This is a genomic window from Streptococcus mitis, assembly GCF_946190285.1.
GTDB classification, from domain to species: Bacteria; Bacillota; Bacilli; order Lactobacillales; family Streptococcaceae; genus Streptococcus; species Streptococcus mitis_CP.
On the sequence record NZ_CAMHZX010000001.1, the window covers coordinates 655,130 to 675,300 of the forward strand.

21 protein-coding genes, 1 pseudogene and 3 riboswitches are annotated in these 20,171 nt (G+C 41.4%); of the genes and pseudogenes, 2 read left to right on the plus strand and 20 right to left on the minus strand.

Going from position 1 to position 20,171, the window contains the following annotated elements; translation table 11 throughout:
- Positions 1–6 precede the first annotated feature (6 nt).
- Together N8L39_RS03185 and N8L39_RS03190 are read right to left on the minus strand one after the other, a co-directional pair.
- Positions 7–378: a cupredoxin domain-containing protein gene (locus N8L39_RS03185; protein ID WP_023943154.1), complete on the minus strand. Its 372-nt coding sequence runs from the start codon at positions 376–378 to the stop codon at positions 7–9.
- Positions 379–388: 10 nt separating this feature from the next.
- A complete protein-coding gene (locus N8L39_RS03190; RefSeq protein ID WP_261009713.1) occupies positions 389–784 on the minus strand; it encodes a CopY/TcrY family copper transport repressor in 396 nt (131 codons plus the stop codon).
- Between the two features lie 182 nt (positions 785–966).
- Positions 967–1,064, plus strand: a riboswitch (TPP riboswitch).
- An 83-nt stretch (positions 1,065–1,147) separates the two neighbouring features.
- Between N8L39_RS03190 and thiD the strand changes: the two genes are divergently transcribed.
- On the plus strand, positions 1,148–1,939 hold the full coding sequence (gene thiD, locus N8L39_RS03195) for a bifunctional hydroxymethylpyrimidine kinase/phosphomethylpyrimidine kinase (RefSeq protein WP_261009712.1): 792 nt from the start codon (positions 1,148–1,150) through the stop codon (positions 1,937–1,939).
- Between the two features lie 159 nt (positions 1,940–2,098).
- Here thiD and thiE (N8L39_RS03200) read toward each other — a convergent pair whose 3' ends face one another.
- The 18 genes from thiE (N8L39_RS03200) to typA form a co-directional block, all read right to left on the minus strand.
- Positions 2,099–2,731 (minus strand): thiamine phosphate synthase, encoded by a 633-nt coding sequence (thiE, locus tag N8L39_RS03200; RefSeq protein ID WP_261009711.1) that lies wholly within the window; start codon positions 2,729–2,731, stop codon positions 2,099–2,101.
- Positions 2,724–3,527 carry a hydroxyethylthiazole kinase gene (gene thiM / locus N8L39_RS03205; RefSeq protein WP_261009710.1) on the minus strand — a complete coding sequence of 268 codons (804 nt, stop codon included), beginning with the start codon at positions 3,525–3,527 and terminating at the stop codon, positions 2,724–2,726. Before thiM (N8L39_RS03205) ends, thiE (N8L39_RS03200) begins: the two co-directional genes overlap by 8 nt.
- Positions 3,527–4,051 (minus strand): energy coupling factor transporter S component ThiW, encoded by a 525-nt coding sequence (thiW, locus tag N8L39_RS03210; protein ID WP_261009709.1) that lies wholly within the window; start codon positions 4,049–4,051, stop codon positions 3,527–3,529. Before thiW ends, thiM (N8L39_RS03205) begins: the two co-directional genes overlap by 1 nt.
- Positions 4,052–4,055: 4 nt before the next feature.
- Complete coding sequence (gene tenA, locus N8L39_RS03215; RefSeq protein WP_261009708.1) at positions 4,056–4,748, minus strand: thiaminase II; 693 nt, start codon at positions 4,746–4,748, stop codon at positions 4,056–4,058.
- Between the two features lie 10 nt (positions 4,749–4,758).
- On the minus strand, positions 4,759–5,409 hold the full coding sequence (locus N8L39_RS03220; RefSeq protein WP_261009707.1) for an energy-coupling factor transporter transmembrane component T: 651 nt from the start codon (positions 5,407–5,409) through the stop codon (positions 4,759–4,761).
- Between the two features lies 1 nt (position 5,410).
- On the minus strand, positions 5,411–6,796 hold the full coding sequence (locus N8L39_RS03225; RefSeq protein ID WP_261009706.1) for an ATP-binding cassette domain-containing protein: 1,386 nt from the start codon (positions 6,794–6,796) through the stop codon (positions 5,411–5,413).
- Entirely contained in the window at positions 6,797–7,357 is a 561-nt protein-coding gene (locus N8L39_RS03230) for an ECF transporter S component (RefSeq protein ID WP_000915274.1), read from the minus strand.
- Between the two features lie 149 nt (positions 7,358–7,506).
- Positions 7,507–7,595, minus strand: a riboswitch (TPP riboswitch).
- Between the two features lie 116 nt (positions 7,596–7,711).
- The gene (gene thiE / locus N8L39_RS03235) at positions 7,712–8,341 is read right to left on the minus strand and encodes a thiamine phosphate synthase (RefSeq protein WP_261009705.1); all 630 of its coding nucleotides are present in this window, start codon (positions 8,339–8,341) and stop codon (positions 7,712–7,714) included.
- 1 nt (position 8,342) lies between these two features.
- Complete coding sequence (thiM, locus tag N8L39_RS03240) at positions 8,343–9,125, minus strand: hydroxyethylthiazole kinase (protein ID WP_261009704.1); 783 nt, start codon at positions 9,123–9,125, stop codon at positions 8,343–8,345.
- Between the two features lie 135 nt (positions 9,126–9,260).
- Positions 9,261–9,929 (minus strand): TenA family protein, encoded by a 669-nt coding sequence (locus N8L39_RS03245; protein WP_261009703.1) that lies wholly within the window; start codon positions 9,927–9,929, stop codon positions 9,261–9,263.
- 217 nt (positions 9,930–10,146) lie between these two features.
- Positions 10,147–10,235: riboswitch (TPP riboswitch) on the minus strand.
- Positions 10,236–10,383: 148 nt separating this feature from the next.
- Positions 10,384–11,520, minus strand: a complete 1,137-nt coding sequence (lctO, locus tag N8L39_RS03250) for an L-lactate oxidase (RefSeq protein ID WP_000120723.1) — start codon at positions 11,518–11,520, stop codon at positions 10,384–10,386.
- A gap of 232 nt (positions 11,521–11,752) precedes the next feature.
- The gene (gene pyrE / locus N8L39_RS03255) at positions 11,753–12,385 is read right to left on the minus strand and encodes an orotate phosphoribosyltransferase (RefSeq protein WP_261009702.1); all 633 of its coding nucleotides are present in this window, start codon (positions 12,383–12,385) and stop codon (positions 11,753–11,755) included.
- Positions 12,386–12,418: 33 nt separating this feature from the next.
- The gene (gene pyrF, locus N8L39_RS03260) at positions 12,419–13,120 is read right to left on the minus strand and encodes an orotidine-5'-phosphate decarboxylase (RefSeq protein ID WP_261009701.1); all 702 of its coding nucleotides are present in this window, start codon (positions 13,118–13,120) and stop codon (positions 12,419–12,421) included.
- A gap of 232 nt (positions 13,121–13,352) precedes the next feature.
- Complete coding sequence (locus N8L39_RS03265) at positions 13,353–14,597, minus strand: cell division protein FtsQ/DivIB (RefSeq protein ID WP_261009700.1); 1,245 nt, start codon at positions 14,595–14,597, stop codon at positions 13,353–13,355.
- A 9-nt stretch (positions 14,598–14,606) separates the two neighbouring features.
- On the minus strand, positions 14,607–15,665 hold the full coding sequence (locus N8L39_RS03270) for a UDP-N-acetylglucosamine--N-acetylmuramyl-(pentapeptide) pyrophosphoryl-undecaprenol N-acetylglucosamine transferase (RefSeq protein WP_261009699.1): 1,059 nt from the start codon (positions 15,663–15,665) through the stop codon (positions 14,607–14,609).
- A gap of 1 nt (position 15,666) precedes the next feature.
- The gene (gene murD / locus N8L39_RS03275; protein WP_261009698.1) at positions 15,667–17,019 is read right to left on the minus strand and encodes a UDP-N-acetylmuramoyl-L-alanine--D-glutamate ligase; all 1,353 of its coding nucleotides are present in this window, start codon (positions 17,017–17,019) and stop codon (positions 15,667–15,669) included.
- Positions 17,020–17,133: 114 nt separating this feature from the next.
- Positions 17,134–17,388, minus strand: coding sequence for a DUF3165 family protein (locus tag N8L39_RS03280; protein WP_141230318.1), 255 nt, complete (start codon positions 17,386–17,388; stop codon positions 17,134–17,136).
- Between the two features lie 19 nt (positions 17,389–17,407).
- Entirely contained in the window at positions 17,408–19,249 is a 1,842-nt protein-coding gene (gene typA, locus N8L39_RS03285) for a translational GTPase TypA (protein WP_000164108.1), read from the minus strand.
- A 161-nt stretch (positions 19,250–19,410) separates the two neighbouring features.
- Here typA and N8L39_RS03290 point away from each other — a divergent pair.
- Positions 19,411–20,136: pseudogene (locus N8L39_RS03290) on the plus strand (16S rRNA pseudouridine(516) synthase).
- Positions 20,137–20,171 lie beyond the last annotated feature (35 nt).

A 20,171-nucleotide genomic window follows, 5' to 3' on the forward strand; every position in this document is an offset into this window, starting at 1 on the left:
ATTCTCCTATTCTACAATCATCTTGCCGTGCATCATATTCATGCCACAAGAGAAACCATACTCTCCAGCCTGCTCAGGCGTGATTTCCACTACATACTCTTCACCCATTGGCAGGTCCGCATGTACACCAAAATCTGGAAAAACAATTTGGTCCAGACAGGGTGAAGGGTCCTTGCGGTCAAAGACAATACGGGCTGGCACTGATTTCTTGAGGATAATCAACTCAGGCGTATAGCCCCCCATGACCTCCACTCGAATCTCTTGGTAGCCGTTTTTTTGCTGGGCTTTTTGTCCAGATTTTTCAGGCTTTTTGAAAAACCAAAACAAGATAAAGGCGATAAGGGTAATACAAACAATGGTTACAATACTATTTAACATGACGTCTCCTTTACATACAATTACATTTTACTTCTGTTACAGCGCTTGATTTCTTCTCAGAAATCACAGCTTCCAAGCCTTCCAAGTCAGCCTGAGTAAAATCACATTCAGCAATCAAATCAGCCAGCAAGTTCTTAATCCTACGGGAACAAACCTTGTCCTTGATATCTTGGACAAGCAAGTCTCGGCTTTGGTCTAGAGTTAAAAGCGCCGAATAAACAAAGGACTTACCTTCTTTTTTCCGAGTCAGACACTCTTTCTCAACCAGACGAGCCAAAAGAGTTTGAATGGTTGACTTGGACCAGTCGAACCGCTCCGCCAAAACCCTGATCAAATCCGTACTAGTCTGCTCTCCTTGCATCCAAATAATCTTCATGACCTGCCATTCTGCATCTGAAATCTGCATAATCGCACCTCCTAAATCTACATTTGTCGATTACAATTACAGTATACTCTTAAAATCTACATTTGTCAATTATAAAATTAATCTTTTCTTTGAAAATTTGAATTTTAACCATTTGATAAAGGATTTTCAGTCAAATCTTACTATATAAACTATAAAAATATGCTATACTAAAGAAAAAAGAAAACAACCACTAGGGGTGCGTAAAGCTGAGATTAACAACTGTTAGACCCTTTGACTCAATCTAGGTAATGCTAGCTGATGGAAGTGGAAATGATAATGGGGACTAGCAGTCTTCTATTGCCTTCCTGAAACGGACTAGCTTGTTCTTAAGAATACAAACTTCAGTTGGTTGGGAGGTTTTAGATGACTTATTTACCCGTTGCTTTGACCATTGCAGGGACTGACCCTAGTGGTGGTGCTGGCATTATGGCTGATTTAAAGTCGTTCCAAGCTAGAGATGTCTATGGAATGGCCGTTGTGACCAGTCTTGTCGCTCAAAATACCAGAGGCGTTCAATTAATCGAGCACGTTTCTCCTCAAATGTTGAAAGCCCAATTGGAGAGTGTCTTTTCGGATATCAAGCCTCAGGCTGTAAAAACTGGGATGTTGGCAACTACCGAAATTATGGAAATCATCCAGCCCTATCTTAAAAAGCTGGACTGTCCCTACGTCCTTGACCCTGTTATGGTCGCTACGAGCGGAGACACCCTGATTGATACCAGTGCCAGAGACTACCTAAAAACAAATCTACTTCCCCTTGCAACTATTATTACACCCAATCTTCCTGAGGCAGAAGAGATTGTTGGTTTTTCAATCCATGATCCTGAAGACATGCAGCGTGCCGGTCGCCTGATTTTAAAAGAATTTGGTCCTCAGTCTGTTGTCATCAAAGGAGGCCATCTCGAAGGCGGTGCCAAGGATTTCCTCTTTACCAAGGATGACCAATTTGTCTGGGAAAGTCCACGAATTCAAACCTGTCATACACATGGTACTGGATGTACCTTTGCTGCAGTGATTACTGCTGAACTAGCCAAGGGGAAAACCCTCTATCAAGCAGTCGATAAAGCCAAGGCCTTTATCACGAAAGCCATCCAAGACGCCCCTCAACTCGGTCATGGTTCTGGCCCAGTTAACCATACAAGCTTTAAAGATTAAAAAAACTCTCTAGTTCCTACTTTAAGGGAATTAGAGAGTTTTTATACTCTTCGAAAATCTCTTCAAACGACGTCAGCTTTATCTGCAACCTCAAAGCTGTGCTTTGAGCAACCTGCGACTAGCTTCCTAGTTTGCTCTTTGATTTTCATTGAGTATTAATTAGAAAATAATGTCATCCAACTTTGTCAAAAAGGCTTGCGTTTTTGTCTCTATATCTTCTGCCTGCATCAAATCACGCACTACAGCTACACCAGCTATGCCAGTGCCCATAAGTTGGTCAATGTTCTCCGAAGTTAAACCTCCGATAGCAACTACTGGAATGGCGACCCTTTGGCAAATTGTCTTCAAGGTTGAAATCAGGGTGATAGGCGCATTTTCCTTGGTCGTAGTCGGGAAAATAGCTCCTGTCCCCAAGTAATTCGCCCCTCCTTCCTCTGCCTCGAGGGCTCTTTTTACAGTTTTAGCTGTAACACCGAGGATTTTGTCAGGACCTAAGACTTGTCGGGTAACCGAAACTGGTAGTTCATCGTCTCCGATATGCAAACCAGCAGCATCAACCGCAAGACAAACATCCAAACGATCATCTATTATCAAGGGTACCTGATAGGCATCTGTTATTTCCTTGACTTCTTTTGCCAGTTGATAATATTGATTGGTTGTAAGATTTTTTTCTCGCAATTGGACTATGGTAACCCCTGAACGGCATGCCGTCTCAATCTTTTCAAGAAAACTTTTCAAGGAATCTTGGTAGCGATTGGTTACCAGATATAGTCTAAGTTCTTCTCTATTCATAAACCTCTCCTTTGATAGCGTCTAGCCAGTTTTCATCTCTTTTGAGGAGCGAAAGCTGATTAAGTACTTGGTAACGAAATTCTTCCAATCCCATTCCTTGAACAACTATTCTCTCAGCAGAGATATTGAGATAAGAGACCGCTAGACACGAAGCTTCAAAGGCAGTTTTTCCTTGGCTGAGAAAAACAGCTGTTAAAGCTCCAACTAAGTCTCCTGTCCCTGTTATCCAGTCTAATTCTGCACAGCCATTTCCCAATATAGCAACTTGATTTTCTGAAACGATGAGGTCCTTGGGGCCAGTAACTAAGAAAGACATACCAGGATAGGTCTGACACCAGTCTTTCAAGACTTGAAGTAAATCCTCAGTTTCTTGGTCTTTAGCACTCGCATCGACCCCAACGCCGTGGTGTTTTAAGCCAACAAGACTTCGGATTTCCGACATGTTTCCTTTAAGGACCGTAGGGCTATAGTCTAAAAGGTCTTTAACTAAGCTCTTACGAATGGATGAAGCTGTTACGCCAACCGCATCTACTACCATTGGGAGAGAAACTTGAGCTGCATAAGAAGCTGCTATACGGATTGCTTTTTCCTTCCCAGCTGACAAATGCCCTAAATTGATGAAGAGTGCCTGGCTTTGCTTAGTAAAATCAAGAACCTCACGGGAATCATCTGCCATAACTGGTTTACATCCCAGAGCCAAAATCCCATTTGCCAATATCTCACAAGAAATCTCATTGGTAATACAGTGAATTAAGGAACTAGAGCCTATAGGAAAGGGATTTGTAAATGCCTGCATCAGTCTATCCTTTCAACAAAGAAATATCCCTGAACTTTTTTAAAGAATTCCTGCTTGATTAAAAATCGAAAGGCAATAAAGGAAATCGCTGTACCGATTAAGGTTGCTCCGAAAAATCGAGGAGTATAGATAAACCAACTAAGCTTAGCAGCCGATCCTGTAAAGAGTACCATAACAGGATAGGAAACAATAGAACCAATGATACCTGTTCCCAAAATTTCTCCCAAGGCAGAAAAGTAAAATTTTCGACCATACTTATAAAAGAGGCCTGCAAGGAGGGCTCCAAAAGTCGCTCCTGTGAGAGCTAAAGGCGGAATCCCTTGAGTCGTCATACGGATAAAGGCTGTCACTGTAGCCATAGCCAAGGCATAAACAGGTCCCATCATGATTCCTGCCAGAATATTAACGACACTGGACATCGGTGCCATTCCCTCAATCCGAAAGATAGGCGTAAGGACTACATCAAGGGCAATCATCATGGATAAAATGGTTAATTTGTGAACTTGTAATTGGTGCTTTCTCATGTTTCTATTCTTCTCCTGTTTCTAAAGACTGTAAATCGCTCTTCCATGTCTGGTGTTGGTAGGCCATTTCCCAAAACTTAGCTTCCATATGAACACTGATGTGGAAGACATCTAGCATTTTTTTCTTGTCTGTCTCGTCACTTTCTCGATAGAGCTGATTGACCAAAACTTCTTCCTCTCTGATCTGCTGCTCCAACTCATCCGTAATATAAGTTTCAATCCATTGTTGGTAGAGAGGATTTGGTGATGGTTTAAGATTAAGTGATTTGCCTATATCATGATATAGCCAAGGACAAGGCAGCAAACTTGCAAAAGCAATACCCAAGTTTGGCTCTGCAAATTGACGATAAATGTGAGAGATATAATGATAGCAGGTTGGAGCGATTGGATGTTGCTCCATTTCCTGGTCGCTGATTTCCAATTCCTTGAAAAATTGTTGGCGGATAAATAACTCACCCTCCACTAGACTCTGAGCATTTTGTTTCAAGAGTCTTTTCATCTCTTGGTTTGAAGTCTTATCAGCCAAGAGGTGATAGGCTTCTGAGAAGGCCTTCAAATAGTAGGCATCCTGAATCAGGTAATAGCGAAAGATGGATGGGTCTAAATTTCCCTCTTGCAACTGTAAAACAAAGGGGTGATGAAAGGAAGCCTGCCAAGCTTCCTTGGATAATTCCATCGCAATATCTGTAAATTCCATAATAACTCCTTTATAAAAATAGACTGGTTTGAAGCAATAAAAAGAAAAGCAGGTAGATGAATAGTGTCCTTTGAGGAATATAAAAAGTCCGATAGCGATTCTCCACCTGTGCATGTTCGTCATATCCATGCGCCGATAGGGCTCTCAGGTAAAGATGGCGCCACCTAAAGACCGTCATCAGAACCTTGCTGTAAATCAAGGGAGACCAAAAATGCAGTTCTTGACCGCGTAATAAGCAAGCTTCCTTGAGGGACTTGATTTCTTGCTGAATGAGGGGGAAGGAATTGAATACCACAATCAAGGCATAGGACCAAGAGCGTGATAACCCCTTTTGAGCCAAGTACAAGAGAAGCTCTTTTAGGGAAATAGAGGAGACAAAGACAAGACCAATACAAACGGTCACAAAAGCCCTCGTTCCAAGCATGACTGCCTGCGAAGCATCTCCATGTAACTGAACTGCCCAGTAGTTGGCCAAGGATGGCAAAATGGCGAGCAGAATCATCCAAGCCAATACTTTAAATCGACGGTAATAGAGCATAAAGAGAATACAAAATGCAACTACCGAGAGATTAAGAGCAATCGAAGGAATGAAAGATGTTTCCAGCGATAAAATCAGCAAGAAGAGACTGATAATCGGTGTCTGGGTTGCTACTTTGACCATACTATCTCACCTCCCTTTGGGTATTGCTACTCTGAGATGTGAGTGGTTTAGTAATTGTCACTTCTTTCACATGACTGAGATCCTGACTAGTCATCTCAATCCAATAATCAACCACAGAGATCAAGGGATCTAAACGATGGCTAATGATCAGAAAACTTCTGCCTTGATTTCTCTCCTCCACAATCCACTGACAAAAATAATGGCAAGCTCTATCATCCAAACCTGCAAAAGGTTCATCTAGCAAGATTACAGAAGCCTTACTAGTCAAGATGGTCAAGAGCTGAAGAATCTTTTGCTGGCCACCACTTAATTGATAGGGACTCTTATCAAGTGCCTGCTCCAGATTAAAATATCGTAAAGCTTGGAAGATTCGTTGATTTCTTTCAGAATCAGGTCCATCTAATTGAAGTTCTTCTCGCAGACTAACTCTGATAAACTGTTTCTCAGCTTCCTGAACAACACCCGTCAGGTCACGATACAAACTCTTTTTCTTTTTCAGGACTGTCCCCTTCCAGGTAATGCGCCCCTTATACTTTTGAAATTGAAGAATGGAGCGAAAGAGGGTTGATTTCCCGACACCATTATCACCCAAAATACAGGAGATTCCTTGGTAGAATGTAAAATCCGCAATTGAAAAGAGGGGACGCTTATCCAGCTCACAAGTCGTTCGATCCATATGGAACAATTCCGGGCTAGAAGCAACATTCTTTGAAGAAACCTGTGTCATATCAGAGGAAGGGAGTTGATTTATTTCCCTTAGTTGTCCGTCCATTAGCTCCACCATATGGTCGATATAGGCTTCATAATCAGATAAATCATGGTCGCACAAAATAACTGTCTTCCCATTAGAAGCCAACTCTTTTAGAATCTCCAATATCTCTAATCTGCTCCTGCGGTCAATGGAAGCAAAGGGCTCATCCAAGAGATAGACCCTAGGATTCATAGCAAAAAGAACAGCCAAAGCAGCCTTTTGCTTTTCCCCACCTGATAAGTGATGAATTGGACGGTGCAAAATCGCCTTGCAGCGACATTGCCGAACAACCTCAGCTATTTTAGAATCAATTTCCTGAACGGGATGCCCAATATTTTCCAAGGTAAAAATCAGCTCCTCAAACAAGTTCTCCATGGTAAATTGATGATTGGGATTTTGAAAGAGAATACCAACGGTCTGGACACGTTCGATGATAGAAAGCTGACTGACCTCGCTCCCATTTACCAGGACTTGACCGCTATAGGGAAGAGAACTGACTTGGGCAATCATTTGAAAGAGGCTAGATTTTCCTGAACCACTGCTCCCAACTAACAAGGTAAAGGCTTGCGCATGAAAAGTAAAATCAATCGGCTCAGAGAAGATTGGGGACTGAATCGCTCGTAGTTCCAGCCCCATCTATGCCTTGCCCCCAGCTGCAAACTGATGATAAAGTTTGACAATGGCACGAACCAAGATGGTACAGAAGAAAAAGACGGAAATAAAACGTACTACAAACAAGGAAAGGACAAAAGGAAGGGAGAAGGCGTAGTAACCTAACTTAATGTATTCATAGACAAAGCTAACAAGCGTAATCCCAATACTATTGGCAGTTAGAGAGAGCCAACTTTCATAGCGATTCTTGGTTACGATAAAACCAAGTTCACTTCCCAAACCTTGAACCAATCCAGACAAAAGGGCACCTAGACCGAATTGGCTACCATAAAGGACTTCAGCAAGCGCAGCTAGTACTTCCCCAATCGTTGCACTTCCCACTCTTGGAACAAAAATGGCAGCAATAGGCGCAGCCATACACCAGAGACCAAAGAGGATTTCATTGGCAAAGGCCTGCAAACCAAGAGGGGCTAAAATCAGAGTGAGGATATCAAACAGATAGCCAGATCCTACAAAAACGCCACCAAAAAAGATAGACAAGAAAGCAAGTAAGATAACATCTTTTAACTGCCATTTTTTCAACATAAAAAACTCCTTTTAAGACAATAGGGCATTTAAGAGAGACCTGCCATTATACTCTGCATCTAGTCTATCTAGTAAAAAATAAAAAACTCTAATCACACACAAGAATTAGAGTTTTGCTTACAAAATTAGATGGTTTTTTCTTTCTCAAGAAAAAACTATTCACATTTCCCTTCGACAGTACTAACTGTAGCAGGTTCAATGGGTATCATCTCAGCCTAAAGCACCCCAAATGTCTTTATTATTTAATTATATAAATATTATAACAAACGATTTTTTCTAGTTCAAGAAATTGAACTGGGAAATACAGCCTTGCACTCACAAAGACAACAGATCTTTCTTTGGTTAGATCGATACCTATTGTTCACTCATTTCCCGAACAGTTTTTTCTATATTTTTTGCATACGATATTGCTGAAATGATTGAAACACCGTCAACATTGGTCTTCATAATGTCTTTAATATGTTTCGTCTGTATCCCACCAATTGCAACTAAGGGCATTTGTGGCAATAGTTTTCTCATCAATTTAAGACCTTCATAACCTATAGCACCACCAGCATCATCTTTTGACTGGGTATCAAATACAGGACCAACACCAACATAATCTACATATTCAACTTTTGATTGTTGAAATTCTTCCTTGTTTTTTATAGAAAGACCAATTATTTTATCTGGCATCAATTTTCTAATTTCATCAACACCGAGGTCATCTTGTCCTACATGTACGCCATCAGCGTCAATTCCCATTGCCAAATCAATATCATCATTAACGATAAATGGAACATTGTATTTTTTGCAAAGATCCTGTAGTTTAATTGCTAATTCGACTTTTTCTTTGCCTTCTAAAGCTCCCTCACCTTTTTCACGAAATTGAAATAAAGTTATACCACCTTTTAAGGCTTCCTCAACGACCTTATATAGATCTTTACCTTGGCAAGTAGTCGTTCCACAAATAAAATATAGTTTTAGTAATTCTTTATGAAACATTTTACTTCACTCTTTTGAATTCCTTTACATCTTCGTCTGTAATCTCGTATAAGGCATTTATAAATTCAACTTTAAATGTTCCAGGAAGATGCCCATTTGGACGTTTTTCTGCCATTTCTCCAGCTATATTGTAAACCAACATTGCTGTTTCTAATGATTTCAATTCTTGACCTTTTTCAAGTCCGATAAAGCTTGCTACTACAGCACCTAATAAGCATCCTGTCCCAATAACTTTTGGCATCATGGCACTACCATTATGAATCGTTACCACTTCTCCATTTACCGCAATAGCATCCACTTCACCTGTTACTATTATAGGGATATTGAACTTCTTATTTGCTGCTAGAGCAATTTCATCAATATTATCTACTCCCGCACTATCTACTCCTTTAGATGCCACATTTATCCCTACTAAAGAGGCAATCTCGCCAGCATTTCCTCTAATCGCTGCTAGTTTGTAATTTTTGATTAGATCATCTGCTACTTTTTTTCTATATTCTCCTGCTCCACAAGCTACAGGATCTAAAACTGCTGGGACATTATATTTCTCTGCAATTTTCAGAGCAGCTTGATATAATTTCCAATTTTCATCTGTCAATGTTCCTATGTTTATTAATAAACCTCCAGCATACTTTAACAAATCCTCTAAATCTGCAGGAAACGCACTCATGGCTGGTGATGCACCCAGTGCTACTAATCCATTTGCTGTGAAATTTTTTACTACATCATTGGTTATACAAATGACCAAAGGTGCTTTTTCTTTTAATAATTTTAAACTTGTCATATTGAAATCCTTCCTTTTCACTTTATACAATCTACTGATTTCGATTTATCTCTATCTTTCGTTAAGAAATTTTTTTATTTACCATTTACATTGAATGATTTACCTCATCAAATTTGTAAATATCCTAAACCTTCTCTAGGCGTCATAGCCAATATCAAAAAAGGCTAATTCTAAAGCGACCGCTTGATTCCAGCGTTGCTGAAGTTCTGATAAATCTTCTCGATTTTTCCCGATACGATTAAGTTCATCAACCAGAAATTGAACCCACTCTGCAAAGAAAGGACCTCTGTGGAGATTGATCCATTCCGAATGAATATAGGCTTCAGGTAGTGCCAAATCTTTAGAACCCCAGTCTAAATAGAGGCCTTCTGCAATGACCAGCATGACCAAAAGATGAGCATAGTCTGATGAATCCACTGCCGAATACATAAGATCCTGAAATGCCTTTGTTACAGGGTGCAGGTCCACTTCTAGATAGTCATGCTCTGCTACATTTAACTCTTTGAAAGCCTTTTGGAAATAACCGTCTTCATCTGCTTCAAGAAAGCCTAGTTGCTTGGCAAAGCGAAGCTTGGATTCAAGTTGGTCTGCGTGGGCTACGCAGGCACCCAGCATAGATAAGAAGGCATCAAAGAAGTGATAATCCTGAATCAGGTATTCTTTTAAGACCTTATTCTCAATTGTCCCCGCAAAAAGTTCCTTAACAAAACGATGATTGATTGCAGCCTGCCAATCCTTCTGACTGCTTTTTAATAATTCTCCAACAATCAAACCTGGCTCAAATGCATAGTCTTGTGTTTCCATATTTACTTTTCCTCTCTTTACTTGTTCGTAATCAACAAAACACCAAGAAAATTCTAGTTTTACTTGACCTTTTTAAAGAAAATCAAGGGCGTTCAAGAAGAGCTACCTAAATGCTTTGTATCGCCTTCATCCAGCTTATATAAACAAAAAAAGCTCTAATCACACACAAGAATTAGAGTTTAGCTTACAAGATTAGACAGTTCTTTTCGACATACGAAAAAAACTTTTCACATTTCCCTTCGCCAGTCTTAACTGTATCAGGTTCAATGGGTATCATCTCAGCCTAAAGCACCCCAAATGTCTTTATTATTTAATTACTGGACCAGTATAACAGAATTTGAAAGCCCTAGCAAGATATTTGACTGAAAAATATATTTATATAATCTCTGAAAACGATTTAATCTTTCTATACACGAAGAAAAACCTCCACATCAGGTGGAGGCCTTCTACTTTATCAATACAATTTCAAATCACGAGGGTCAACTGGGAAGGTTGGATTGTATGGATTGTGACGGAGTTTGAAGTGTTTGACATCTTCAATAGTCTGAGTTCCAGACAATTGCATAACTGTCTTCAATTCTGCATTCAAGTGTTCAAAGACTTGGCGTACACCGACACTACCACCGAGGGCCAAGCCATAAATAACCGGGCGACCAATAGCTACCAAGTCTGCTCCTGATGCCAGGGCTTTAAAGACGTGTTGACCACGACGAATACCTGAGTCAAAGACAATAGGAACACGTTTGTCAACTGCTTCTGCTACTTCTTGAAGTGAGTCGAAGGCAGCTGGTCCACCGTCGATTTGGCGGCCACCGTGGTTGGTTACCCAGATACCAGAGGCTCCTGCAGCAAGCGAACGTTCAACGTCCTCACGGCATTGTGGCCCCTTGACATACACAGGAAGTCCTGAGTATTCAGCGATAAATTCTACATCACGTGGAGACAAGCGTTGTTTAGCTGATTTATAAACAAAGTCCATTGATTTTCCAGCACCTTCTGGCAGGTATTCTTCAACAATCGGCATGCCAACTGGGAAGACAAAACCATTACGCTTATCAACCTCACGATTGCCCCCTACAGTAGCATCTGCCGTCAAGACAATCGCCTTATAACCTTCAGCTTTCACACGGTCCATGATGTGGCGATTGATTCCATCATCTTTACTAAAGTAAAATTGGAACCAGTGAGGTGTCCCTTGAAGGGCTTCCGTAATTTCTGGAAGGTCTACAGTAGAGTAAGAGCTAGTTGTGTAAAGAGAACCAAACTCATGCACACCACGCGCAGTCGCCACTTCACCTTGTTCATTTGCCAATTTATGAGCTGCAACAGGCGCCATAATGATTGGTGAAGACAATTTTTCACCTGCAAATTCAATCTCTGTACTTGGATTTTCTACATTGCAAAGCGTATGCGGAACAATGAGCTTGTGGTTAAAGGCACGGATATTCTCACGTAAAGTGAAAGTATCTTCCGCCCCACTAGCGATATAGCCAAATGCTGCTTTAGGAATGACTTGTTGCGCCATTGGCTCCAAATCATAGGTATTGATGAAGTCTACATGACCTTCTGCATTGCTTGTTTTGTATGACATAAAATGCCCTCCTTGATAAGTAAGCGTTTACTTTGTATATTACAAAAATATCATAACTCTTTTTTCAAAACTTTTCAAATATTTTGTTTGGAAATTTCATACTTTCAATCATTTTACAAAGATAATTAAAAATGATAAACTTTCTTAAGTTATGGAAATTCAAATAATCTTTTCATTTTCTAGTATAAAAAAGAAATCAGGTAATCCTAGTGACTACCTGATTTTCTATGTTTTAGGCATTTTGCCAATTTTCTTGGTCTTCTTTAAAGCGTTTTAGGAGATCTAAGCCTTCTGGTGTGATATAGCCTTCTTCTTGGGCTAGGTGAATGAGCTCACTGTAGTTAGAAAGCGTCACAAGTTTGACACCTGCATCTGAGAAGTTCTTATCTGCTTTTGGCAATTGGTAACTGAAAATCGCTACAACTCCTAGCACATCTGCTCCTTCTCGTTTAGCAGCTGCTACTGCTTCAAGAACAGAACCACCTGTTGAAATAAGATCTTCAACCACTACCATTTTTTGACCCTGAGTTACGCGGCCTTCGATTTGATTACCAGCACCGTGGTCTTTTGGTTTGCTACGGATGTAGGCAAATGGCAGATTCATCTTGTCAGCAATGATGGCTCCGTGAGGAATCCCAGCTGTTGCAGTTCCTGCAATCACTTCTACCTCTGGAAAGGCTTCTTTGATAGCATCTACAAAACCATTTTCAATTAAGGTACGAGTTTCTGGATAGGCAAGGGTCACACGGTTATCCGTATAAATGGGTGACTTTATACCAGATGCCCAAGTGAAAGGCTCCTCTGGTTTGAGGTAAACGGCTTGAATTTTCAAGAGGTGGCTAGCGATATCTTTAGCAAGTGTCATGGTATTCTCCTTTTATTTTTCTAATCTAGTTCTTTAATTCCAGTCCTGTGTCCATTCATCCTTGATGGCATGATAAGCTGCAACAGGATCCTCAGCTTGGGTAATGGGACGTCCCACTACGATATAGTCACTACCGATTTGATAAGCATCCGCTGGCGTCATCACGCGTTTTTGGTCTCCAACTGCAGCTCCAGCCGGACGAATGCCCGGTGTCAGACAGATAAACTCTGGATTGGTAGCCTGCTTGATGAGTTGCACTTCCTGAGCCGAGCAGACAACACCGTCTAATCCCGCTTCAGCTGTCTTCTTGGCATAATGAATGACAGACTCTTGCAGGCTAGTTTGGATATTTTGAAAGTCCTGCATCTGAGTTTCTGATGTTGATGTCAGCTGAGTGACAGCGATCAATTTGGCTTGACTTCCAAGACCTTCACGCGCAGCCTTCATCATCTCTACACCACCAGCCGCATGAACATTGGTCATATCCACACCAAGCTGAGACAGGACCTTCATGGCTGACTTGACTGTATTGGGAATGTCATGAAGTTTGAGATCAAGAAAGACGCTGTGACCCAGACCTTTCAAGTAAGACACAATCTCAGGACCCGCTGCATAATAGAGCTCCATCCCTACCTTGAGATAAAGGCTTTCTTCTGCTGGAAAAAGAGCTAAGAATTCCTTGACTGCCTCAAAACTAGGAAAATCAAGAGCAATGACTGGACGATGTTCTCGCATAGGTTTCTCCTTTTACCTTTGCTAGTGAGAGAGTCTGGGCAACAGAAGCCACGAAAAAAGGAACCTGCCAACAGCAAGGTTCCACGAAAAATGGGTAGTCTCCACCCTTTCACCGTCTAACCTTAGCTGCCTCTCTGGACTGCTTTAAAGGTTTTTTACTATTCTATTATTTCTACTAACACTTGTCAAGTAAAAACATAGCAACTAAAGAGTTATAGGAGAAAAGCTAAACCTAGCGACGCGATGAACGCTGACTTGTTTGGTTTCGATTGCTCTCTTCCTCCAATTTTTTCTTCTCTTCTTCCAGTTTATTCTGCTGTTCTTCCAGCCTTTTCTTCTCTTCCTCTTTCTGTTTCTTCTCAGCTTCTTCGGCCTCTTTTTTAGCTTTTTCTTCTGCCTCCATAATTAATTTATCCGCCACAGTGTAGCTGTAAATTCCAGCTTCCATATCGACCACACTCGGTTCTGACAATTGAGGCTTAATCTTACTGTAGTAAGGCAATTTCTTACTCATTTCAGAAAGGGGAACCAAGATTTCGTCCGAATCATTCATAGTCAATCGAATTAAATCTGATGTCACCTTGCTTGGGGCTAGTTCCACCTTTTGGATAGCCGCCTTGAGTTCTGGACTAATTTGAGAAAGTTCTGAGACAAAAACCTTGATTTGTTCGCTATCATTAAAGAGAACTGACAAATAAGTTTCTGGTAGACTAACCAAGCTCACAGCACTGGTCTCAAGCTGACCACTGGAAAGAATAGGATAATGATTTTCCCCAGAAACATAGTAGGCCACAATATCATATTCCTTGACCTTGATAGTGAACTTAGTTGGAAATTGATAAACAAGCTGAGCTGATTCCACCCAATAGTTAGACTTAATCTGCTCTTCATATTTTGCCTTGTCTAGCAGAAGGTTAATCGTATAATCCGAATCCTGAATGCCTGAAGCCTGTCGAATATCATCAGCTGTAGTTTGCACCGTTCCCTCAATACGGATATCCTTCATGGTCGCATAAGGACTGAGTAAGTAGGCAGAGACAATCAATAAAAGCAGACTTGGAAATAAAATCGTTAGAGCTCGCAAGATATGGAGGCCAGGAATCTTTGCTTTGGCTGGTTTTTCTTTTGTAGCCTTTTTAGCAAGCTTTTTATCCTGGTCCTCGTCCTCTTTAGACCCTGATTCTTCTATCTCTTCTTCCTCTTTGTCACCCTCTGAGGCTTCTACTTTTTCTTCAGACTCTTCCTTAGCTGATTCTTCATCTTCTGGGTACGCTTCACTCTCCGAGCCCCCCTTGTCCTCTGACTTCTCAGATTCTTCTCCCTTTCGAGTTTGTCTTTCCTTTTCCTTCTCCTCAGCTAGGGCCGCCTCTTCTTCAGCCTTCCTTTTTAGATATTCTTGGTTTCGTTTCTGCCATTCTGATAACTCTTTAAATTCTTCGAGGATTTCTTTGCCCTCATTTTTCTTATCTTTTGACATTTACTTTCCTTATGATAAATCTTTTTTCAATAATTCATAAAAATCTGCTAGAGATTTCAATTCCTTAGAAGCCTTCATCTTAGCTTGGTAATCTTCCTTGTGGCTTAGTAAGTGAGAAAGCTTCTCTTCCAAACTATCCAAGGTCAAATCGCTTTCTTGAAGCTCTTCTGCATAGCCTTTCTTAACAAAGTAAGCCGCATTTTCAATCTGGTCACCACGACTAGCCTCACGACCAAGTGGCACAATGACATGTAATTTTGCCATGGCCAAGAGCTCAAAAATCGTATTGGCACCACCACGTGTCACAACAATGTCAGCCAATTCCATCAAAGGTTGATAGAGATTGGTCACATAGTCAACACGAAAGAGATTTTGGCTCAACTCGTTCAGACTAGAATCTCCAGTTAGATTGATAATATTATAGCGCTCTGTCAATTCTTTCTTATGGTCTGTCACCAATTGATTAAAGACTCGAGCACCTGCAGAACCGCCAACAAACAATACAGTTGGCAATTTAGGATTAAAGTGGGTTTGAATATCCACCAATTCATCCGGTTCTGGAGTTTTTTGGTCTGAAACCTTGGTCACTGCTCCCACATGCTCGACCTTAGCCAAACTTGAAGCTTGCTCAAAGGTTGAATACATCTTCGTCGCAAATTTATAAGCGATTTTATTGGCCAAGCCCATAGACAGGTCAGATTCGTGAATAAAGACCGGCACTCCTGACACACGCGCTGCGATAACGGGCGGTACAGAGACAAAGCCCCCCTTTGAAAAAAGAGCCTGTGGACGAAGTCGTAACATGATAAAGAGCGATTGGACAATTCCCCAACCAACTTTGAAGACATCCAGCATATTTTGCCAAGAGAAATAACGACGCAATTTTCCAGTCGCAATAGAATGGAAGGTGACATCTAGACCTGACTTAAGGATTTCTTGGTGTTCGATTCCACGCTTGTCCCCGATATAGTGGACTTCCCAGCCATCTTCGATAAACTTGGGCATTAACAAAAGATTAAGGGTGACGTGTCCAACCGTCCCCCCACCTGTAAAGACAATTTTTTTCATATTATTCCTTTAACTCCGCTACTGTGTCGATAAAGAGGTCGCCACGTACTTCAAAGTTAGCATACATATCCCAGCTGGCATTGGCAGGACTGAGAAGAACCACATCTCCTTGAGTCGCAAGCTCATAGGCCTTGCGGGTCGCATCAGCAATATCTGTCGCATCCACATAAGCGACACCAGCCTTATCCGCTGCCCGTTTGACACGCTCTGCAGACTGACCAAGGATGACCATCTTCTTGAGCCCAGTAATTTCTGGCACCAATTCGTCAAACTCATTACCACGGTCCAAACCACCTGCAATCAAGATGACCTTGCTGTTGTCAAATCCTGACAAGGCTTTTTGAGTAGCCAAGATATTGGTTGACTTGCTATCATTATAGAATTTCACACCCTGAATTTCATCCACAAATTGGAGACGGTGTTTGACACCACCAAAAGCTGAAAGAGTTTCCTTTATGGTTTGGTTATCCACACCACGGAGCTTGGCAACCGCAATAGTCGCAAGGGCATTTTCCACATTGTGGCTACCTGGAACCCCGATTTCACTAGCTGCCATGACCACTTCTCCACGGAAGTAGAGTTGACCATCTTCCAGATAAGCTCCATCAACCTTTTCAAGTGTTGAAAATGGTACAACAGTGGCTTGTGTTTTGCTAGCCAATTCTTTTGCCAAGTCTTGGTTAAAGTTCAAGACAAGGAAATCATCTGCTGTCATCTTGTTCTGGATATTCCACTTGGCTGCTACATACTCCTCAAAAGAACCATGGTAGTCGATATGAGTTGGCATGAGGTTGGTAATAACCGCAATCTCAGGATGGAATTCTTGAACACCCATGAGTTGGAAAGAAGAAAGTTCCATGACAAGAGTGTCCCTATCTGTCGCAGTTTGGGCCACTTGACTGGCAGGATAGCCGATATTTCCTGATAAGAGACCATGTTGCCCAGCAGCAGTCAAAACTTCCCCGATCATGGTCGTTGTGGTTGTTTTTCCATTTGAACCAGTAATACCAACAATCGGTGCTTCTGAAATTAAGTAAGCCAATTCCACCTCAGTCAAGACTGGAATACCCTTGGCCAAAGCCTTTTCTATCATGGGATTGCTGTAAGGGATACCTGGATTTTTCACCATAAGGGCAAACTCTTCATCCAAGAGTTCCAAAGGATGGCCACCTGTGATAACCTTGATCCCTTCTTCCAACAAACTTTGGGCAGCTGGATTGTCCTCGAAAGGTTTCCCATCATTTACTGTCACAATGGCACCTAGCTTGTCCAACAAACGAGCTGCAGATTCACCAGACTTGGCCAAACCTAAAACAAGGACTTTCTTATTTTTAAATTGATCTATTACTTTCATGTCTCGAACTCCATTTCTACTCTTACTATTTTACCATTTTTATGGAAATAATTCTAAACGAAAATGCTCAGATTGGGCATTCTAACAAGCAAAAAGAGAGCCGAAACTCTCTTTTTATCTTCTTTTACTTTTATGGACCGACATAAGGGTAATATCTCGCAAGCTAAAGTATGCTAAGAAGAGCATGGCGACTGCGATGAAGAATTCTGTCGGTAGCTGAAAGATTTGCAGAACAGACAGCATGAGCAAAATCAAAAGTGCTACGAAAGCAAAGACGACAAGGACGATATTGACTGTCCCTTTAATGCTTTGTGGTGTCGCAAATACATAGAGTAGTAATAAGAGGAGTCCTATGATTAAATAAACCATCTTTATCTCTTTCTAGCTCTTATTCAGCTGATTTTTTCTTCTTGTTAGCTTTCTCACGCTCTGCCTTGTTAAGGATTTGTTTACGCAAACGGATAGACTCAGGCGTTACTTCCATGTACTCATCGTCGTTCAAGAACTCAAGAGACTCTTCAAGTGTCAAGATACGAGGTGTCTTGATCACAGCTGTTTGGTCCTTAGTAGCTGAACGGACGTTGGTCATTTGTTTTGCCTTAGTGATGTTAACTGTCAAGTCATTTTCACGAGAGTTTTCACCGATGATCATTCCTTCATAAACCTCAGTACCTGGGTTGACAAAGATCGTACCACGTTCTTCGATAGACATGATTGAGTAAGTTGTAGCCTTACCAGCATCGATAGAAACAAGGGCACCACGGTGACGACCACCAATTTCACCTGGAATCAATGGCAAGTATTGGTCGAAGGTATGGTTCATGATACCGTAACCACGAGTCATTGACAAGAACTCAGTTGAATAACCGATCAACCCACGCGCTGGAACAAGGAAGACCAAACGAGTTTGACCATTACCAGTTGAAATCATATCCAACATTTCACCCTTACGTTCAGAAAGGCTTTGGATAACAGATCCTTGGTATTCTTCTGGAGTGTCGATTTGAACACGTTCAAATGGTTCACATTTAACACCGTCGATTTCTTTTACGATAACTTCTGGACGAGATACTTGAAGTTCATATCCCTCACGACGCATTGTTTCGATAAGGATTGACAAGTGCAATTCTCCACGTCCTGAAACAGTCCATTTATCTGGTGAATCAGTTGGGTCAACACGAAGGGAAACGTCTGTTTGCAATTCTGCCTGCAAGCGTTCTTCCACCTTACGAGAAGTCACCCATTTACCTTCTTTACCAGCAAATGGTGAGTTGTTGACCAAGAAAGTCATTTGAAGAGTTGGCTCATCGATGTGTAGGATTGGAAGAGCTTCAATTGCGTCTGTCGGAGTAATGGTTTCGCCGACAAAGATGTCTTCCATACCTGAAACGGCAATCAAGTCACCCGCTTTAGCTTCTTGGATTTCACGACGTTCCAAACCAAAGAAACCGAAGAGTTTTGTAACACGGAAGTTTTTAGTTGTGCCGTCAAGTTTAGAAAGGGTAACTTGGTCCCCAACCTTAACTGTACCACGGAAGACACGACCGATACCGATACGACCAACGAAGTCATTGTAGTCCAAAAGTGACACTTGGAACTGCAAAGGCTCATCTGAGTTGTCTACTGGAGCTGGGATATGGTCGATAATTGTGTCAAAGATTGGCGCCATAGTCGCTTCTTGGTCAGCTGGGTCATCTGACAATGAAGAAGTTCCGTTGATTGCTGAAGCATAGACCACTGGGAAGTCAAGCTGGTCATCATCTGCACCAAGCTCGATGAAAAGCTCCAAGACTTCGTCCACTACTTCAGCTGGGCGAGCTGATGGTTTGTCGATTTTGTTAACAACCACGATTGGGACAAGGTCTTGTTCCAAGGCTTTTTTCAATACAAAACGAGTCTGTGGCATTGTTCCTTCGTAGGCATCTACGACCAAAACAACACCGTCAACCATTTTCATGATACGCTCAACTTCTCCACCGAAGTCCGCGTGTCCTGGTGTGTCCATGATATTGATACGAGTTCCGTTATAGGCAACGGCTGTATTTTTAGCAAGGATGGTAATTCCACGCTCTTTTTCGATATCGTTTGAGTCCATAGCACGCTCAGCCAATTCAGTACGTGCATCAAGCGTTTCTGATTGTTTCAATAATTCGTCAACAAGGGTTGTTTTACCGTGGTCAACGTGGGCGATAATCGCAATGTTACGGATATCTTCTCTTAATTTTGTCATGATTTCCTCTATAATACTCAAAATTTATTTTCTAACTGAACGATTATACCATAATTTCAGGTAAATAACATAACTCAAGCAAGTGTAAATGTTTTCACTGTGCTTTTCTTTTCACGTCAAGCCTTTTCAAAGCAAGCGACTTATGATAAGATAGGCACAGTATGCGTTTAGATAATTTATTAGCCCAAGAAAAAATCAGCCGAAAAGCCATGAAACAAGCCTTACTCAAAGGGGAAATTCTAGTCGATGGTTGCCCAGCCCGCTCCCTAGCTCAAAATATCGATACAGGGCTACAAGAACTCCTTTTTCAGGGTTGAATCATTCAAGGCTATGAACACACCTATCTTATGCTTCATAAACCTACTGGTGTCGTTACAGCCAATAAAGACAGGGAACTTCCAACCGTCATGGACCTCCTTCCGCCTGACATCCAGTCTGACATGCTCTATGCCGTCGGCCGACTGGACCGAGATACGACAGGACTCCTCCTCTTGACTGATAACGGTCCTTTGGGCTTTCAGCTCCTCCATCCCCAATATCATGTCGATAAAACTTATCAGGTTGAGGTTAATGGACTTCTGACACCTGACCATATCCAAGCCTTTCAAAAGGGAATTGTCTTTTTAGATGGCACTGTCTGTAAACCTGCAAGACTAGAGATTCTATCTGCAAGTCCTTCCCTCAGTCAAGCTTCTATCACCATTTCAGAAGGAAAATTTCATCAGGTTAAGAAAATGTTTCTCTCGGTTGGTGTCAAGGTGACCTCACTCAAACGAATTCAGTTCGGTGAGTTTACATTAGACCCAGAACTAGCAGAAGGTCAATACCGTCCCTTGAACCAAGAGGAATTGAAAATCATTAAAAACTACTTAGAGAAAAGTGGATAAAACAAAAAAGCTTTCAAATAAAGCTTTTTTGTTTT

Bases quoted from the DNA above. Each gene is read 5' to 3' on its own strand.
- thiW (WP_261009709.1), bottom strand. From the start codon at position 4,051: ATGAGAAAGCACCAATTACAAGTTCACAAATTAACCATTTTATCCATG.
- pyrE (WP_261009702.1), bottom strand. From the start codon at position 12,385: ATGACACTTGCTAAAGATATCGCTAGCCACCTCTTGAAAATTCAAGCC.
- N8L39_RS03230 (WP_000915274.1), bottom strand. From the start codon at position 7,357: ATGTTGAAAAAATGGCAGTTAAAAGATGTTATCTTACTTGCTTTCTTG.
- N8L39_RS03225 (WP_261009706.1), bottom strand. From the start codon at position 6,796: ATGGGGCTGGAACTACGAGCGATTCAGTCCCCAATCTTCTCTGAGCCG.
- N8L39_RS03220 (WP_261009707.1), bottom strand. From the start codon at position 5,409: ATGGTCAAAGTAGCAACCCAGACACCGATTATCAGTCTCTTCTTGCTG.
- typA (WP_000164108.1), bottom strand. From the start codon at position 19,249: ATGACAAAATTAAGAGAAGATATCCGTAACATTGCGATTATCGCCCAC.
- tenA (WP_261009708.1), bottom strand. From the start codon at position 4,748: ATGGAATTTACAGATATTGCGATGGAATTATCCAAGGAAGCTTGGCAG.
- thiM (WP_261009710.1), bottom strand. From the start codon at position 3,527: ATGCAGGCATTTACAAATCCCTTTCCTATAGGCTCTAGTTCCTTAATT.
- thiE (WP_261009705.1), bottom strand. From the start codon at position 8,341: ATGTTTCATAAAGAATTACTAAAACTATATTTTATTTGTGGAACGACT.
- thiD (WP_261009712.1), top strand. From the start codon at position 1,148: ATGACTTATTTACCCGTTGCTTTGACCATTGCAGGGACTGACCCTAGT.
- N8L39_RS03280 (WP_141230318.1), bottom strand. From the start codon at position 17,388: ATGGTTTATTTAATCATAGGACTCCTCTTATTACTACTCTATGTATTT.
- N8L39_RS03270 (WP_261009699.1), bottom strand. From the start codon at position 15,665: ATGAAAAAAATTGTCTTTACAGGTGGGGGGACGGTTGGACACGTCACC.
- murD (WP_261009698.1), bottom strand. From the start codon at position 17,019: ATGAAAGTAATAGATCAATTTAAAAATAAGAAAGTCCTTGTTTTAGGT.
- pyrF (WP_261009701.1), bottom strand. From the start codon at position 13,120: ATGCGAGAACATCGTCCAGTCATTGCTCTTGATTTTCCTAGTTTTGAG.
- N8L39_RS03190 (WP_261009713.1), bottom strand. From the start codon at position 784: ATGCAGATTTCAGATGCAGAATGGCAGGTCATGAAGATTATTTGGATG.
- N8L39_RS03265 (WP_261009700.1), bottom strand. From the start codon at position 14,597: ATGTCAAAAGATAAGAAAAATGAGGGCAAAGAAATCCTCGAAGAATTT.
- thiM (WP_261009704.1), bottom strand. From the start codon at position 9,125: ATGACAAGTTTAAAATTATTAAAAGAAAAAGCACCTTTGGTCATTTGT.
- N8L39_RS03185 (WP_023943154.1), bottom strand. From the start codon at position 378: ATGTTAAATAGTATTGTAACCATTGTTTGTATTACCCTTATCGCCTTT.
- thiE (WP_261009711.1), bottom strand. From the start codon at position 2,731: ATGAATAGAGAAGAACTTAGACTATATCTGGTAACCAATCGCTACCAA.
- N8L39_RS03245 (WP_261009703.1), bottom strand. From the start codon at position 9,929: ATGGAAACACAAGACTATGCATTTGAGCCAGGTTTGATTGTTGGAGAA.
- lctO (WP_000120723.1), bottom strand. From the start codon at position 11,520: ATGTCATACAAAACAAGCAATGCAGAAGGTCATGTAGACTTCATCAAT.